The following is a 17,754-nucleotide window of genomic DNA, read 5'->3' as shown; positions in this document are numbered from 1 at the left end:
TTCATGGACCTGACTATCTACAAATTTCTGTTCAGTAACGCCGGGGCTTCACGCAAACGAATCATTGCCGCCACGGTGATTTCCGGGTGCGCCAATGCCGCGTTCATGGTGATTGTCAACTCGGTTGCCAGTGATTTTTCGGAGATCAACGTTCGCTATTTTCTGATGTTTATTCTCTGTATCCTGATCTACGTACAGGCGAAAAAATATGCCCTGCTCGGAACCTCACAGGTTGTGCAGCAGAATATTTCGCAAACCAACCTGCGCATCATCAGTCGCGCCCGCAAGATGGGGCTCGACGATTTTGACCGGGTCGGTGCCCAGACCATCTACCGCAATCTGCTGGAACACAGCGAAATCATTTATGAATCGTCACGCATGGCGGTGTCTGCTACAGCGGGCGCGGTGATGCTCTTCTTCTCCTCAATCTATATTTACCTGCTCTCCCCCGCGGCCTTCTGGATTATTACCCTGGTACTCGGAGTCGGCATTGTCATTTACCAACTCAATCAGGCGCGAACCTCCGCTTCAATCAAAGAATTTCGCGCCAATGAAGTCCGTTTTTTTCGTTTACTCGATCATTTTTTGCACGGGTTCAAAGAGCTCAAGGTCAATCAGCGCAAGGGGGAGGATCTTTACGACAACTATCTGCGCAAAACCCTGCAACAGACCGATGAGCTGAAATTGAAAACCGAACAGGGGTTTGTTTCATCGATCATCCTGTCGCAAACCCTGTTCTTCCTGCTGATGGGGGCAATGGTCTTTTTGTTGCCCAATTTTGAACTGACGACTCCACAAACCAATATTGCCATCGTCGCCGTGGTTCTTTTTGTTGCCGGGCCGATCGGCATTATCGTCGATTCGATTCCGATGCTGTCCAAGGCACGGATGGCGATCAACAGCTTGCAGCAATTGGAGCGTGAACTGGAAAGTCATGATGACCAATCGAACGGTGTTGTCCGGTCAGCGCCGGAAAATTTTCAGCAGATTACGTTGCGCGATGTGCTCTACAGCTACCGCAAGGATAACCAGTCGCTGTTCAGCCTTGGTCCGCTCGACCTGACCATTCGTCAGGGACAGCTGGTGTTTATTACGGGGGGGAACGGCGGTGGGAAAACAACGTTGATGAAGCTGCTGGCGGGGCTGTACTACCCGCAAAGCGGCTCCATTCAGCTTGATGGGAACACGCTGAAGCGGGGGGATTATGGCTCTTACCGGACCCTTTTCGCGACGATCTTTACCGATTTTCACCTTTTCGACCGCCTCTATGGCTACCGCCAGACCGATCCGGCCGAGGTGGAAAGGTTACTGCAACGGGTGCAAATCGCCGACAAAACCGGCTACTCCCAAACCGGTGGTTTCGATAACCTCGACCTCTCCACCGGGCAGCGCAAGCGCATTGCGCTGATCTGTGCGCTGATCGAGGATCGTCCGATCTGTCTGTTTGATGAGGTGGCCGCCGATCAGGACCCCGCGTTCCGCGAGTTTTTCTATCGCGAGTTCCTCCCTGAACTGAAAGCGCAGGGGAAAACCGTTCTGGCGATCAGCCATGATGACCGTTACTTTGATGTCGCCGATGAATTGATCAAGTTGGAGTGTGGAAAAATCTCCCGGAGGAGTGATACTGCGTGATGGCAACAAGACGAGAACGAATTAAAGGAAAGATTCGTGACAACCTGCCGAGCCTGATCTTGATTGTCGGCATCCTGCTGATGTCTATTCTTTTCTTCTGGCCGAGAATTTTTATCACCATTCCTGCCGGTGAGGCGGGGGTACTCTATCAACGCTTCTTTGGCGGGACGGTGACCGACACGGTTTATGGTGAAGGGTTTCATATTATTGCTCCCTGGGACAAGATGCAGGTCTATAACGTGCGGGTTCAAACCGAGTACCGGAACTTCCAGGCTCTTACCAGTCGCGGTTTGCCGGTGAAGTTGACATTGGCGATCCGCTATCGTCCTCTCTACCAGACATTGGGGCTGCTGCACAAACATGTCGGGCCGGAATATCTTGAAAAGGTTGTCATTCCGCAGACGGAAGATGTGGTCAGGCAAACCGTTGGGCAATATACTGCCGAAGAACTCTATTCCCAAAAGCGCGGTGTGGTCGAGGGGATCCTCAAAGATTCACTGGAAAAGGTTATGCGGCGCTTTATCCTGATGGAAAGTTTTGTTATTCGCGAAATCATTCTCCCCGAAAAAATCGTTGCAGCCATTCAGCTCAAGCTGGAGCAGGAGCAACTGGCCAAGGCCTATGATTTTAAAATCATTCGTGAAGAGAAAGAGGCGCGACGTAAGATCATTGAGGCTGGCGGGATCAAGGCCTACAACGACATCGTTTCCTCTTCGCTGAATGACAACGTTTTGGCCTGGAAGGGGGTTGAAGCAACACTCGGTCTCGCCACGTCGAACAATGCCAAAGTTGTGGTGATCGGCTCAGGAAAGGAAGGCTTGCCGGTTATTCTCAATACCGGTGAGTCTGCCCCGGCGGTTAAATAGTTATGCTGAAATTGTTTCGCAACAGCGTTGTGCTGCTTGCCGTTTTCATTCTCTGGCAAGTCTGGATTCACAGTCGTGACGCTCGGATTATCGACCAGCGCGCTACTCAGGTTGCTGCCGTTGAGGAAGTGAAAATCGCCATTTTGTGGCCCTTTACCCTGACTGGCCGTCCGCCGGTTTATTTTCGTGAAGGGGTGGACCTGGCTATTGCAGAGATCAACGCCAATGGTGGACTGCGTGGCAAACCGCTGCGGGCGGTATATTTTGATAACCGCGGCGATGCTGTCCTGAATGCCGAACTGTCACGCAAGATCAGTCGCGATCCCTCGTTTCATGCCCTGGTTGGCTCCTATTTTTCCGGGCTGGCTCTCGATACACTCGTTGCAACACAATCAAAAAATCTCTTTTATGTCATGGTCGGGGTTGAGACCCCGACCCTTACCAACTACTCGTTTAAGCATGCCGTACGTCCACACTTCAACACCAGTGATTATATTGAAGCGCTGGCTAAACACCTGGCCTGCCGTGAGTATAAAAAACTGGCCATCATTCAGGACCAGTCGGAATATTCGACAGGCAGTTCCGCCGAGCTGATCAATGCCTTTAAGGCGCGCGGCGGGGAAGAGACGACGGAGCGGATCGTCCCCAGTTGGGTTAACGATTTCCGGCAGGTGCTGGTCGATGACAAATTTGAACAAGCTGATGTCATTTATCTGACCGTCAGCTTTGAGCAGATGCCCCAATTGCTGAAACAGATTCATGAGTTCGGAATCAATGCTGATCTCTACGGGAATTCAGGCCTGATTCGAAGCAGTACCCCGGAAGTTCTCGGCCTCGCCGGGGAGGGGGTGAAGATCCTTTCGCCACTCAAGTCGATGGCCAACTGGAGCGTTGCAGGCGAAGGCCCGCAAGGTGCGCAAAAGCTCATTCCGGTGGAAGCGAAACACACCGGAGTTGCCGCGAAATTCTACAGCAGTTTCCGACAAAAGTATGGGGAACATCCCGATCTCTGGGCGCGTGAGGGTTACGACGGCATCCTCCTCTTTGCCGAGGCCGTACGCAAGACCGGAACGCTGGAAGCTTCCGCGCTCTTTTCCTATATCCGTTTTCAGGAGAGTTGGGAATTGGCTAAAGGTGCCATTCATTTCACCGAGAACGGGGATATGGCAGGGGAAACTTTTTACCTGATGCAGGTCAGGGATGGTGCCTTCATTTTGCCTGAGGGAGACGTGCCGATCCACGATTGTTCACTGCAGTAATCCAATTCAGATCCCGTTGAAAGGCATTGTCTTGGCTAAAACAATTTTCGTTTTCCCTGGTATTGGTGCCCAGTGGGCCGGAATGGGGCGCACGCTGCTCGATGCCGAGCCGGTTTTTAACGAACAGGTCACGGCACTCGATACACTCTTTGTTGCAGCCGGAAGCCCCTCGGTTCTTGACCTCATGCGTCAGGTCAAGCAGCCGCAAATCGACCAATCCGACATTTCCCACCTGCTGACCTTTACCTATCAGGTCGCCCTGACCAGATCGCTGGCGAGTCGCGGCATTTGCCCCGCTGGCGTCATCGGCCATAGTTCCGGTGAAGTCGCGGCCGCCTGTTGCGCGGGCGTTCTGACCGATAGTGCGGCCGTCAATCTGGTGATGGAGCAACTCCGGGTGATCATGGCGGCGGCGGGGCAGGGGGGGATGTTGTTCGCGGCCATTTCCCACGAGCGGGCACGCGAATTGGTGGCGGCATATCCGCAGGTCACAGTTGCCGCATTCAACAGTCATGCTTCTGTCGTTTTCAGCGGAGCGCCCAAAAGCCTGAAAAAACTTGCCCGACAACTTGAAAAGAAGCACTGCTTCTGTCGCGCATTGCGGACCAGCACCGCCTTTCACAGCCTATATCTCGATCCCTGCCTCGAAACCTTTCAAAGAGAGATTGCCGGAACCACGTCCGCAACGCCAAACTGTCCTTATTATTCAGCCCTGACCGGGAAACGCTTCAGCGGCCCCTGGGACGCCGCCTACTGGAGCGAACATATCCGCCAACCGGTGCTCTTCAGCCAGGCGCTGGAGCAGCTGTTGACCGCGGAAGTTCCGACTCATTTTATCGAAATCAGTCCGCACTCCGCATTGAGCCTTGGTTTACGGGCCGACATCGCCCATTACGGAGCCACGGCACAAGTTGTTGACCTGATGGAAAAGGACTGCGACGAGTTCGAGCGACTCGACAAGCTCGCCGCTGAACTTGCCCGTGCCCCGCGGCAGTCTGTGCCGACCACTGTGACGGCGGCAGATCCCGCCGTCGTTCTGGCCGATGAACTGGAGCAGATGCTCGGGCAGCCGCCGGTATTGACAGCTGAAACCAGCTGGTTTGAGTTGGGTATTTCATCGCTGCAGATTCTGAAATTGTCAACGACACTGGGCGAGCGCCTCGGGGTGCGAATCGCCCCTGATTTTTTCTTTCGGCACCCGCTGGTCGCCGATTTCAAGGCCGGGTTGCAGGCGACGACCAAGAAGCCGCCCGCGTCGCGCCGCATATCTTCACCCCATGAGTCGATCGCCATCATCGGCATGGCGTTTCGCTTCCCGGCCGGGCTGGACACTCCCGCCGCGCTCACCGGGTTTCTGCACGCCGGACGCAATGCCATCGACCGACCGCCGAGCGACCGCCCGTGGCTGGCGGATGAAATCGCCGGCTATCTGAAGCAAAGCATCTGGGACTTTGACGCGGGCTACTTCAATATTTCCGCCGCTGAGGCACAACAGCTTGATCCGCAACAGCGCCTGCTGCTCGAAGTCTCCACCCATGCGCTGGAAAATGCCATGATCGCCCCCGGAGCACTGCGCGGGAAAAACGTGGGGGTTTTTCTCGGCATCAGTTCTGAAGATTTCAAAGAGCTGACGGGGGATCACACCTTCAATTCACCCTACGCCGCGACTGGCAACATGTACAATACCGCCAGTGGCCGCCTCAGTTATGTGCATGACTTCAGGGGCCCGGCGATTTCGATCGATACCGCCTGCTCGTCGTCGCTGGTGGCGTTGCACCAGGCAACCCGCGCCTTGCAGAGCGGCGACTGCGAACTGGCTCTGGCCGGGGGGGTTAACCTGATTCTGAATCGCCGCCTGTTCGACATTATGCGGGCGTTGGGAGCCCTCTCCCCGACCGGCAGCTGTAAAAGCTTCAGCGCCGCCGCCGACGGTTATGCCCGCGGTGAAGGGTGTGCCCTGCTGGTGCTGAAGCGTTACGACGAAGCGCTCGCCGGCGGAGACCGCATCCTCGCAACGATTCGCGGTTCCGCCGTCAATCAGGATGGTCGCAGCAACGGCCTGACCGCCCCCAACGGCGCCGCCCAACGCGAGCTGGTCGGTCAGGCGCTGGCGAATGCCGGTCTCGGTGTTGACGATATCAGCCTGATCGAAACCCACGGTACCGGCACCCCGCTGGGGGATCCGATCGAGGTCGCGGCGCTGGCTGAAGTCTTCAGCGGGCGCGACCCGGCCTTGCCCCCCGTCGTCCTCGGCGCCTTGAAGAGTCAACTGGGGCATCTCGAAGCGTGTGCCGGGGTCGCCGGGGTCATCAAAACCATTATGGCACTCAATCAGGGTGAAAGTCCCGGTATCTGCCATCTGCAACAGCCCTCACCCCACATCGACTGGCAACATATCCCGTTGCACGCCTCGCTGTCGCCAACCGCGCTCAGCGGTCGTCAACCGCTGATGGCAGGGGTCAGCGCCTTCGGTTTCAGCGGCACCAACGCTCACCTGATCGTCGAACAAGGCCCTGTTCCGGCGGCGCTCTCCACGCCATCGCAACCGCTGGAACATCGTCTCTTCACCCTCTCGGCCAAGAATGAAAGTTCGTTGTGCCAACTCGCCGCTGACTACCTTGAGTGGATTGAGGCGGGAGAGCTCCTTTGCGATCCCAACCTCAGCCTCTCGCAATTGACCACCCGCGACCACCATCCCTACCGGATCGCCACCGTGGTCAGCGCTCAGGATGCCCTTCTGAAACGGCTGGCCGGAGTCGCTCGCGGGGAAGGGATAACCCGTCTCAGCTCCCGTGGCGCAGGCAAAATCGCCATGCTCCTCCCCGGTCACGGCACCCAGTATGCCGCGATGGGGCGCGAGCTCTACGACACCTGGCCGGCCTTTCGGACGGCGGTCGACGACTGCACCGCCATCTGTGCCGCGCACGGGTTTGCGGTCGCGGCGATCCTCTATCCGCCAACCGACGCCCCAACCGGCCAGATCGACAGCAGTCCCTACGCGCAACTGAGTTATCTGGCTTTTGCCTGGGGGGCTTTCAACCTCTGGCGCAGCTGGGGGGTTACGCCGGACCTGCTGATCGGGCACAGTCTGGGAGAATATATCGTTGCCGCCCTCTGCGGGGCCATTTCGCTGGAGGACACCGTGCGGCTGATCATCAAGCGCGGCGAGCTGACCAGTTCTCTGCCGGTGCAGGGGCGGATGGTGACGGTTTTTACCGATCAGACAACCCTGAGCGAAGAACTCCGGCACGCGCCCGAACTCGACATCGCCGTGATCAACGGCCCGAACAATATTGTCATCGCCGGGGAAGAGGCCTCCCTCGCGACCTTCGGTGAGCGTCTGGCAACGGCGGGGATTGAATTTCAGCCGCTCGCTATCCACTTCGCGTCTCATTGCTGCTTCATCGAACCGATTCTTGATGATTTTGCCGCATTTTGCGCCACCATCGACTACCGGTCGCCGACCATCCCGGTGCTGAGCAGCCTCACCGGGGAAGCGTTCGCCCCCGGCGAAACGTTCAGTGCCGACTATTGGCGTACCCATCTGCGCAGTCCGGTCAACTTTGCCCGTTGCCTCGACTCCGCCCGTGACTGCGGTGCCGAGATATTCATCGAACTTGGCCCGTCGTCGGTGCTGAGCAGCATCATTCGGGCGCAGGCACCCGCAGGGCAAAAGGGCGGACCGGCGTTACTGCAGACGGCGGGGCGCACCCGGTCGGACCTGCTGGTGATCATGGAAGCGCTCAAGGAACTCTATCTGCGCGGAATCCCCGTCGCCTGGCGGAACGTCTTTGCGCCCTTTGCCGCGCACCGGGTGCCGCTCCCGAACTACCCGTTTGACCATCGTCATCAGCATCTACCGGAAGGGTTTGCCGCCATGTCCCAAACCGCGCCCCCGCAACAAGGAAGCACCCCGGCAACGATCACCGTAACGGCATCCCCCGCCGACGCCAGACAAAAGGTCACCACGGCCCTGCTGGAGATTGTCCACAAGGTCACCTGGCGGGAAGCGGACGATATCGATTGCGCCGCCAACCTCTTCGAGCTCGGGATCGATTCGCTGATGCTGGTGCAGATTCGCCAGCAGATCGAGAGCCGTTTTGCTGTCAATATTCCGCTCGGGCAATTCTACGAACAGTTCGACAGCCTCGACAAAATCGCGGCGCACCTCGCCGCCACTCTTCCGCCCCCAACCCCGATCATGACAGCCGCCGCGACGCAACCGGCCCCGCTAGCGGCGCACCCGGTTGCAACGGGAGTTTCAGCAGCAGCGACCGGAAATGATGTCGCCGCGCTCCTCAGTCAGCAGGTCGAGACGCTGCGCGAGCTCTTCAATCGGCAGCTTGATCTGCTCGGCGGCGGGGCGGGAACAGGGCCTCGCCAGGCAGCTATCGACCACCGGCAGGAGGAACAAGAGGAGCAGGAGGAGCCACGCTTTAATTTTCGCTCCATGCGCCTGGTCGAAGATCCGCTGAGTTCCGCACAGCGCGACTTCATTGCCGGGTTTGCCGCCGCGTTCAACCGTAAAACCGCCGCTTCCAAAGCCCAGGCGGCCCGCTATCGCCGGGTGCTGGCCGACTGGATCAACTCCCTCGGCTACAAACAGAGTCTCAAGGAGCTGGTCTACCCGATCGTCGCGGCCAGCTCGCAAGGCTCCCGTTTTGTCGACATCGACGGCAACGAATTTATTGATATCGCCATGGGCTACGGCGTGACCTTCCTCGGTCATCGTCCGCCGCAGGTGATCAAGGCGATTGAAGAGCAGCTCCAAAAAGGGCTCGAACTGGGGCCGCAGTCGCAACTGGCCGGAGAGGTGGCGGAACTGGTCAGCGAGCTGACCGGGATGGAGCGGGTGGCCTTTTGCAATACCGGCTCGGAAGCGGTCATGGTCGCCATCCGCGTGGCCCGGGCGGTGACCGGGCGGCAGAAGCTCGTTATGTTCAGCAATTCCTACCACGGCACCTTCGATACCGTCCTGGCGACCCAGGTCGAGGGGCGCACCTATCCGACCGCCGCCGGAATTCCGCGCAAAATGGTCGATGACGTGCTCATATTCAATTATGGCGGCGAAGAGGCGCTGGCGGCGCTCCGTGCTCAGGGCGAGACGATCGCGGCGGTGCTGGTCGAGCCGGTCCAAAGTCGCAACCCCGCGTTGGTGCCGGTGGAATTTGTCCGTCAACTGCGCGAACTGACCACGACGCACGGCATTGCCCTGATCTTCGATGAGACGATTACCGGCTTCCGCATGCATCCGGGGGGCGCCCAGGCGCTCTTCGACATCCGCGCCGACATTGCGGTCTACGGCAAGGCCGTCGGCGGGGGGATGCCGATGAGCCTGGTGGCGGGGGATGCCCGTTTTCTCAATGCCATCGACGGCGGTTACTGGTCCTACGGCGATGACAGCCATCCGAGTGACGAGGTGACTTTTTTCGCCGGGACCTATGTCAAACATCCGCTCGCCCTGGCGGCGGCCAAAGCGGCCCTCCTCACCATCCGCGACGAGGGGACGGCCTTGCAGGCACGGATCGCGGCGCTCATGGATGATCTGACCCGCCGCGCCAACGCCTTCTTTGTTGAAGAAGACGTGCCGATCCGGCTGCTCGCGTTCGGTTCGATGTTCCGCTTTGAGGGGCTGGGGAAAAACAGTCTGCTCCTCGACCCGATCGAAATGGATCTGTTCTTTCACCTGCTGATGGATCAGGGGATCTACACCTGGGAACGGCGCATCTGCTTCCTGAGCGCGGCGCACACCCCGGCAGATATCGAGCAGATTTTCACCGCTATCGTCGACAGTGTCCGGCGTCTGCGCGACGGGGGGTTCAGCTTCCGCTTTCAGCATCCCCGCAGCACCACGACCGCCGCGCCGGATGAGACCGGACTGTCGAGCGCCCAGATGCGCCTGCTGGTCTTCGATCAGCTGGCGGATGAAAAAACCCTCTACAATCTCCCCCTTGCCTTTGTCCTTGATACCCCGCTTGACGGCGACCGGCTCGAAGGGGCCATCAATCAGATTCTTGAACGGCATCCGGCGCTGCGGGCGTCCTTCACCATCAGCGACGAGCGTCCGTGCCAGACCTTTCACCCCCGCTACCGGGTCACCCTGGAACGGAGCGCTGCCGACGGGCGTGAGGTCGATGAGGTGATCGACGCTTTTGTCCGCCCCTTTGATCTTGCTCACGACGTGCCGGTGCGGGCGGCGCTCTGCCAACTCGCCGAGCAGCGCCAGCTGCTCCTCTTCGATTTTCACCACATCGTTGCCGACGGACTTGCCCTGAGCGCGTTCATGCGCGAACTGATGGCGCTCACCCAGGGACGGACGCTGCCGCCGGCCGGGCCGCATTACGCCGAGTTTGTCGCCGCCGAAAAGGAGTACCGGACAACGGCGGCGTATCCTGACGATGAAACCTTCTGGCTGGCGCAATTTTGCGAGCCGGTTCCGCCGTTGGCGTTACCGACCGATCAGCCACGTCCGGCACTGCAAAGCTATCAGGGGGACAACCTGTTCTTTACTGTCCCGGCAACACAGACCCAGGCGCTCAAAGCGTTGGCGCTCGCCTCGCGCACCTCGCTCTTTTCGCTACTGCTGGCAGCCTACGGCGCGCTGTTGCAGCGCCTCACCGGTGAACAACGCATTGCCATCGGTATCCCGGTCGATGGCCGCCCGGCCGGTTTCGAAGCGGTGATCGGCATGTTCGCCAACACCCTCGCCCTGCCGCTCACCATCGTGCCAAAGACCCCCTTTCAGGAGCTGGTCCGCCAGGTGCAACGGTCCTTTTTGCAGGCCTTCGAGCATCAGCGTTATCCCTTCGAAGATCTCCTCCGCACCCTCTCGGTCGAACGCGATCTCGGTCGCAACCCGTTGTTCGATACCATGTTCATCTTCGAGAACGGGCAGGATCGGGTCTGTGAGCTCTCCGGGCAGCGTTGCGCCCCCTGGCGGTACAACAAGGCGACGGCGATGTTCGATCTGACCTTCGAAGTTATCGACGCCGGAGGGGAACTGCACTGTCGCCTCGAATATGCCAGCGCCCTCTTCGCGCGCGCCACCATGGAACAACTGGTCACGCGCATCACTGCGCTGCTCGATGCGGTCACCGCGCAACCGACGCTCCCGGTGGCCGCACTCCCCCTGTTGCTCCCCGACGAGGAAGAACAGCTCGCGGCGCTTAACCGCACGGAACACCCGTTTGCCGCCACCGCGACGATCCCGCAACGCTGGGCCGATCAGGTGGCCAGCGCTCCGGACGCGATTGCGCTGATTTATGCCGGGCAGACATTTTCCCGCCGCTGGCTGGATGAGTGGGCCAACCGGATCGCCCAGGCGCTGGCGGCCACGGTCAAGATTGCCCCGGATGACCGGGTCGCCATCCTTATGGAGCGCAGCGAACTGGCGGTGGCGGGACTCCTCGGTATTCTCAAAGCCGGGGGCGCCTATGTTCCGATCGCCCCCGACTACCCCCTGGCGCGGCGCACGGCAATCCTGACCGGCAGCGGTGCGCGGGCGGTGGTCGTCAGCCAGATGCAGGATGATGCGTGGGTGCGGGAGTGCGGGCTGCCGGTGATCGTCGCCCAGGAGTGCGAGACCATCGCCCCGAGCGCCCTTTCGCGGCCACAACTGAGCGCCGACCATCTCGCTTATATCATGTTCACCTCCGGTTCCACCGGGGCCCCGAAAGGGGTGATGATCTGCCATCGCAACGTGATTGCCATGACCGAGAATCTGTCTCGGATCTACGGTGTCGGCGCGGACGATACGCTGCTCGCGGTCACCACCTTCACCTTCGATATTTCCGTGCTGGAAATTTTCTCCTGCCTGTTGACCGGCACCCGGATCGTACTGGCCAGCGACGATGACAACCTCTCGATTACCCCGTTGGCCGAACTGCTGGCGACCCATCAGGTCACTGCCTTCCAGACCACTCCGTCACGCCTCAAGCTGATGCTGGAAGTGAGTGGCGCGGCCGCCGTCCCGGCGACGTTAAAAACGTTATTGATCGGTGGCGAAGCGTTCCCCAGTGATCTCTTTGCACGACTGCGCACCAGTTCGACCCGAATTTTCAACGTCTACGGCCCGACCGAAACGACCATCTGGTCGACCTCCGCCCTGCTCAACGGCAAGGAGCAGCCGACCATCGGTACGCCGCTTCTCAACGAGCAGGTCTACATCCTCGACCGCAACCGGCAACCGGTTCCTCCGGGGGTGGTCGGCGAGCTGTATATCGGGGGAGAGGGTGTCGGACGCGGCTATCTGGGGATGGCGGAATTGACCGCCAAAAAGTTTATCACCCCCCCTTGGGCACCGACCGTCCGCCTTTATGCCACCGGCGATCTGGCCCGCCTGCGCGCCGATGGTGAACTCGAATGCCTCGGCCGCAGTGACGATCAGATCAAACTGCGCGGCTACCGGATTGAACTGCAGGAGATTGAGAATCGTCTGGTCACCCATGCGGCGATCCAGCATGCCGCGGTCAGGACGATTACGGATCCAGCCACCGGCGAGGTGCGTGATCTTGCCGCCTATTTCACCTTGCAGGGGGGGGCGGAGCAACCGGGGGTCGATGAGCTGCGCGAGCATCTGAGTAGCTGGCTCCCCCCCTATATGCTCCCGGCAGCGTATCACTGTCTGGAGAAGATGCCGCTCAACCTGAGCGGGAAGATTGATCGCAAGGCGCTCCCGGCGGCGACGGCCCCCCCCCTTGCCGATAAAACGGCGCAGCGCCCCCCCACCGGGCCGACCGAAACGGTGCTGCTGGAAATCATGTCGCAGGTTCTCGATAATCCGGCAATCGGGGTCGACGACAACTTCTTTTCCTGCGGGGGAGATTCCATCCGTGCAATTCTGGTCGCCGCCCGCAGCAAGGACGCCGGGTTCCCGCTCGCGGTGCGGCAAATTTTTACCTGTCCGACGGTCAGCGCACTGGCCGCCGAACTTGACTCAGCGGTTCATCTGTCTAAAGAAACAAAAGAAGAACACCGGAACCGCTCACCGCTCGATTCGGCCGCCGCCTATGTCAGTAATGAAACTTCACAGTCGCTGCCGCTGACGCCGGTGCAAGAAGGGATGCTGTTCCATGCCCTGTTCGATGAGGATTCAAGTGCCTATATCAATCAGGCGCGTTTTTCGGTTCAGACGGCACTCGACCCTGAGCGGGTGCGACAGGTCTGGCAGGCGCTGACCGATCACCATGCCATGTTGCGCACCCGTTTCGTCGCCGTAAAAACTCCTCAGCCTTATCAGCAGGTTTTGCATGATCACCGCGCTGCCTTGCGGGTCGAGGATCTTTCCGCGCTCGAACCGGATCGGCAGAGCGCCCAGGTGGAAATTCTCTGTGCCGCAGAACGCACCCGTTTTCCGGCTTTGGGCAGCGAACCGCCAACCGGGATACTGTTGATTCGGCGTGGCCCGCACGACTGGGACATCGTCTGGAGCTTTCACCATGCACTCTTTGATGGCTGGAGTATCGCAATCCTCCTGCGCGACTTCATGGCCCTTTGTCAGGGGAAGACGCTTCCGGCACCACATATCGATTTCAACCAATTTTTGGTCTGGCTGGATGAGCAGGACGATGCCGCCGCGCTCAACTTCTGGCAACGCTATCTGGCCAACGCGCCGGTTTTGACCCTGTTTTCGGCAACTTCCCCGGCAACCACCTACGTCCCGGGGGAGCATGGTTTGACCCTTGGGGGCGCGGACTTTGACACGCTCAAAGCGGTGGGGGGGAAGGCTGGCGTGACAGTCAATTCGCTGTTGCAGGCGGCATGGGCCATTGTGCTGTGTCACCACAGCGGACAGCATGATATAATCTTCGGCACTACCGTCTCCGGGCGCCCGGTCGATCTTGCCGGGATCGAAGACATGGTCGGACTCTTTATCAACACCCTGCCGACCAGGGTGCGCGTGCCGATCGATGATGTTGCGGTTATCGATCTGGCCCGCACGATCCAGGAGCAGGCGCTGGCGGCCACTCCCCACCAGCATGTCAATCTGGCACAGATTCAGACGACAAAGGGCCAGGCCCTCTTTGACCATCTGCTGATTTTTGAAAACTATCCGTTGGCTGCGGGGGTTCAGGAACTTCTGTCTGTTACCGGGACGACAGTCGGAATTGGTGCCGTCAGCTTCTTCGAACACACCCACTACCCGTTGGAACTGAACGTTGTTCCGGGCGATCAGCTGGAAATCATTTTCCGTTACAACACCGCCCAGGTCAACGCCGCGGAGGTGCAACAGTTAGCCAGGCAGCTGGACACCGTGCTGCGGCAGGTGGCGGCTGAACCGGCGGTGTTGCTGGCAGCGCTCAATCTTGCCAAGGTAGCTCCGCGTAACGTGCCCACCACCGCGCACTCCGTGATGGCCCCCCCTGCCACCACGCATCTCACGGCAGAGACTCCCGCTGCGCTGGATGTCGCGGCGATGGCCGACCTCTTCGCCCGCATTCTTGGATATGAAAAGTATGGTGCCGACGCTGACTTTTTCGGCCACGGCGGGCACAGCCTCAAGGTGGTGCGGCTGGCCGGGCTGATCTGGCAGGAGCGGCAAGTAGCGGTGCCGCTCAGAACGATCTACGCCCACCCCACGCCACGGGCGCTGGCGGCGGCGCTGCAGCAATTGCAGCGTTCCCGTGCGCTGCCGTTGCAGGCGTTGCCAGCGGCGGACAGCTATCCGCTGACCGCAGGCCAGAAGGGGTTGTGGCTGTTTCAGCAGCTTAGCAAAGATTCGAGTGCCTACCACACCCTCGGCTCCTATCTGCTCGAAGGTCCACTGGCCCCGCAGGCGCTGGCCGCAGCCGTAACCGCCGTTGCCACCCGCCACGAGTCGCTGCGGACCGGTTTCGAGGTGATCGGTGGCGAACCGCGCCAGACGGTTTTCGCCCCCCCTGCGCAGCTCCTTGAAATCGTCCCCCTTGATCCCGACGACGCGACGGAAGAGGGGATTCGTAACGAAATTCTCGCGCGTCTAATGACGCCTTTTGATCTGCAACACCCCCCCCTGTTCCGGGCAACCCTCTTGTGTCTCGCCCCCGACCGTCACATTCTTTCGTTGATCTTCCATCACATCATCAGTGACGGCTGGTCCGATGCGATTCTGGCCCGCGATCTTTCCCACTATTATCAGACGACCTTGAGCGGCGAGGGGGCGGAGTTGCCGCCGTTGACATGCCACTATCGCGACGTGGCGCAGGCGCAGCAGCTGCTTTTGCAGGGGGAGCGGGGGCAGGAACTCCAGCGCTTCTGGCACGGGCAACTGACGGGAGAGCCGGAACGACCGGGTCTGCTGCACGATTTTCCGCGTCCGCCGCAGCGGGCCGGGGAGGGCGCGCGCCACGCATTTACCCTTGGCTCCGAAGCGGCGGCGTTGCGTCAACTCGCCCACGATTGTCAGGTCACCCCGTTCATCGTCTTGCAGGCGTTGCTCAAGCTGCTGATCCATGCCGTCACCGGGGCCGATGATCTGATCGTCGGTGTACCCAGTGCCAACCGCAGTCATCCCGACACCCAGGGGATCGTCGGTTATTTCCTCAATCTGCTGCCGGTGCGTTCAAGGATCGAGGTTGACGTTACCTTCAAGGAGTTTGTCGCCACCGTGAATCGGACCACGCTGGCCGCCTTTGATCATCAGGAATACCCGTTCAGCTGCATGGTCGCTGATCAGCAGATCCCGAAAAGCCTGAATCAGCATCCGCTGTTCGATATTATGCTGGTCTTTCACAATAATGAGCCGGTCCGCTTCGACTTCGCCAACGTCAGCTGCACGCCATTCTTCGAAACGTCGACCACCAGCCGTTTCGATCTCGATTTTGAGTTTTTTGACAACGCGCAGCTAGACGGATTTATTGAATATGACAGCGAGCTCTACCGTGCACCCAGTGTCGAAAAGATTGCCGCCGCCCTGGTCTTTCTGGTCAGCGCCTGTCATGCCCGCCCGGAGGCGACGTTATCGCAACTGGCGCTGGAGTGCTGTCAGTTTCTGGGCATCGACGAGGACAACCTGGTGCAGGAGATGAATCAGATTGAGGATGATTTTTAATGTGCGGTATCAGCGGTTATCTGGCACTCGACTTTAACACCGACTGTCGGCCGGCAGCGGCGGTGCTGAAGCGCATGACCGGCACCCTGACCCATCGCGGTCCCGACGGTGAAGGCTATTACACCGGCCCGGAGGTCTGCTTCGGCTTTACCCGCCTGGCGATTATCGACCTGGAGACCGGCCAGCAACCGCACTATAACGAAGACTGTTCAGTGGTCTGCATCTGCAACGGAGAAATCTACAATTACCGCGAATTACGCGCCGGGCTCGAAGAACGCGGCCACCGCTTCCGTACCCGCAGTGATGTCGAGGTGCTGGTGCACCTCTACGAAGAGGTCGGCGCAGCGTTGGTCGAGCAACTGCGCGGCCAGTTTGCCTTTGCCCTCTACGACAGCAAGCGCAAGCGCTTCATCGGTGCCCGTGATCAGGTCGGTATCTGCCCCTTCTACTATGCCGTTCACGGCGGGGTGCTGATCTTCGCCTCGGAGATCAAGGCGCTGTTGCAGTATCCGGGGTTTCGTCCCGCCATCGACCCGCGCGGGCTCGATCAGATCTTCACCTTTCCCGGTCTGGTCAGTCCGCAGACGATGTTTCAGGGGGTCTGCTCCCTCCCCGCCGGGCACCTGCTCAAGGCCGCCCACGGCGAGCTCACGGTGCATGAATACTGGGATCTGGTCTATCCGGTGGCAACGGAAGTGCAACCGGTCGCTGATGCGGAAGTGGTTCAGGAACGCCTCATCGCGCTCCTCACCCAGGCGGTGGAGCGACGCCTGCAAGCCGATGTGCCGGTCGGCTTTTATCTCAGCGGCGGGCTCGATTCGACACTGATCGCGCGCCTGATTCACAAGCTGCGCCCGCAAAGTAACTGGGATTGTTTTTCCATCGGCTTTGAGCAGGCGCGAATCGACGAACGCCACTTTCAGGATATTGCCCTCGACGGCATCAACGCGCAACGGCATCTGGCTGTTTTTGACTGGGAACAGATCAGCACCCGCCTGCCGCAGGCGGTCTGGCATGCCGAAACGCCGCTCAAGGAATCGTACAATACCTGTTCGCTGGCGCTGTCGGCGATGGTCAAGGGGGCCGGGTACAAGGTCATTCTCAGCGGGGAAGGGGCGGACGAGCTGTTCGGCGGCTATGTCGGTTATCGCCTCGACCGTCTGCGCCAGCCGGAAGCGTTCCCCGGCCCGGCGCAGCTTTTTGAGCAGGATCTGCGCGAGCAGCTGTGGGACGATGCGAATTTTTTCTACGAGCGCGACTATTACGCCTTCGGTTCGCTCAAGGAGGCGTTGTACTCAAACGAGCTAGCCGCCAGCTTCGACCAGTTTGACAGCACCCGCCAGCCGATTGTCAACCGGAGCAAGCTGGCCGGGCGCGATCTGTTTCACAAACGCTCCTACGTCGATTTCAAGCTCCGCATCGCCGACCACCTGCTGGCCGATCACGGCGACCGCGTGGCGATGGCCAACTCGGTGGAGGCGCGCTACCCCTTTCTCGATATCGACCTGATCGACTATGTCCGTGCTATCCCCCCCGCGCAGATGATTCATCAAGGCGTCGAAAAACACATCCTCAAACAAGCCGCCCGCACTGTCGTGCCCGCCCCGATCATCAATCGCGAGAAGTTTGCCTTTGTGGCGCCGGGGAGCGACTACCTGCTGCGGTACAACCACCAGTTTATCAACGATCACCTCTCGTCAGAGCGGATTAAACGCCAGAACTACTTCAATCCCGAGACCGTTGAGCGCCTGAAAGCCGCCGCGCTGGAAGACGGCTTCAGCATCAATCAGACCTTCGACAATGATCTGTTGATGGTGATGCTGACCTTCAGTATTTTTCTCGATCAGTTCGAGTGAGGCGCACAAAGGCAATGGGACGCTGATTTACGCTGAAAAGACGGATTTAACGGCGCGGTTGCGAAAATGGATGAGTTTTTAGTTAGCCCGCAGTTGACATTGTCCCTGAATAG

At 59.6% G+C, this 17,754-nt stretch carries 5 protein-coding genes; all 5 read left to right on the top strand.

Annotation, left to right across the window (positions count from 1 at the left end):
* The first annotated feature begins 3 nt into the window (after window positions 1–3).
* From K0A93_03220 to asnB, 5 genes are read left to right on the top strand one after another with little or no spacing between them, the layout of a single operon-like run.
* Window positions 4–1,632: a cyclic peptide export ABC transporter gene (locus tag K0A93_03220; protein MBW6511117.1), complete on the top strand. Its 1,629-nt coding sequence runs from the start codon at window positions 4–6 to the stop codon at window positions 1,630–1,632.
* Window positions 1,632–2,498, top strand: coding sequence for a prohibitin family protein (locus tag K0A93_03215; GenBank protein ID MBW6511116.1), 867 nt, complete (start codon window positions 1,632–1,634; stop codon window positions 2,496–2,498). The genes K0A93_03220 and K0A93_03215 overlap by 1 nt, the downstream gene beginning before the upstream one ends.
* Window positions 2,499–2,500: 2 nt before the next feature.
* Entirely contained in the window at window positions 2,501–3,757 is a 1,257-nt protein-coding gene (locus K0A93_03210; GenBank protein MBW6511115.1) for an ABC transporter substrate-binding protein, read from the top strand.
* Window positions 3,758–3,788: 31 nt separating this feature from the next.
* Window positions 3,789–15,785, top strand: coding sequence for an amino acid adenylation domain-containing protein (locus K0A93_03205; GenBank protein ID MBW6511114.1), 11,997 nt, complete (start codon window positions 3,789–3,791; stop codon window positions 15,783–15,785).
* Window positions 15,785–17,641 carry an asparagine synthase (glutamine-hydrolyzing) gene (asnB, locus tag K0A93_03200; protein MBW6511113.1) on the top strand — a complete coding sequence of 619 codons (1,857 nt, stop codon included), beginning with the start codon at window positions 15,785–15,787 and terminating at the stop codon, window positions 17,639–17,641. The genes K0A93_03205 and asnB overlap by 1 nt, the downstream gene beginning before the upstream one ends.
* Window positions 17,642–17,754: the final 113 nt, after the last annotated feature.

This window comes from Desulfuromonadaceae bacterium, assembly GCA_019429445.1.
In the GTDB taxonomy this organism is placed as follows: Bacteria; Desulfobacterota; Desulfuromonadia; order Desulfuromonadales; family JAHYIW01; genus JAHYIW01.
Note: the sequence above shows the minus strand (reverse complement) of the source record. Positions and strands in the feature narration are given on the sequence as shown.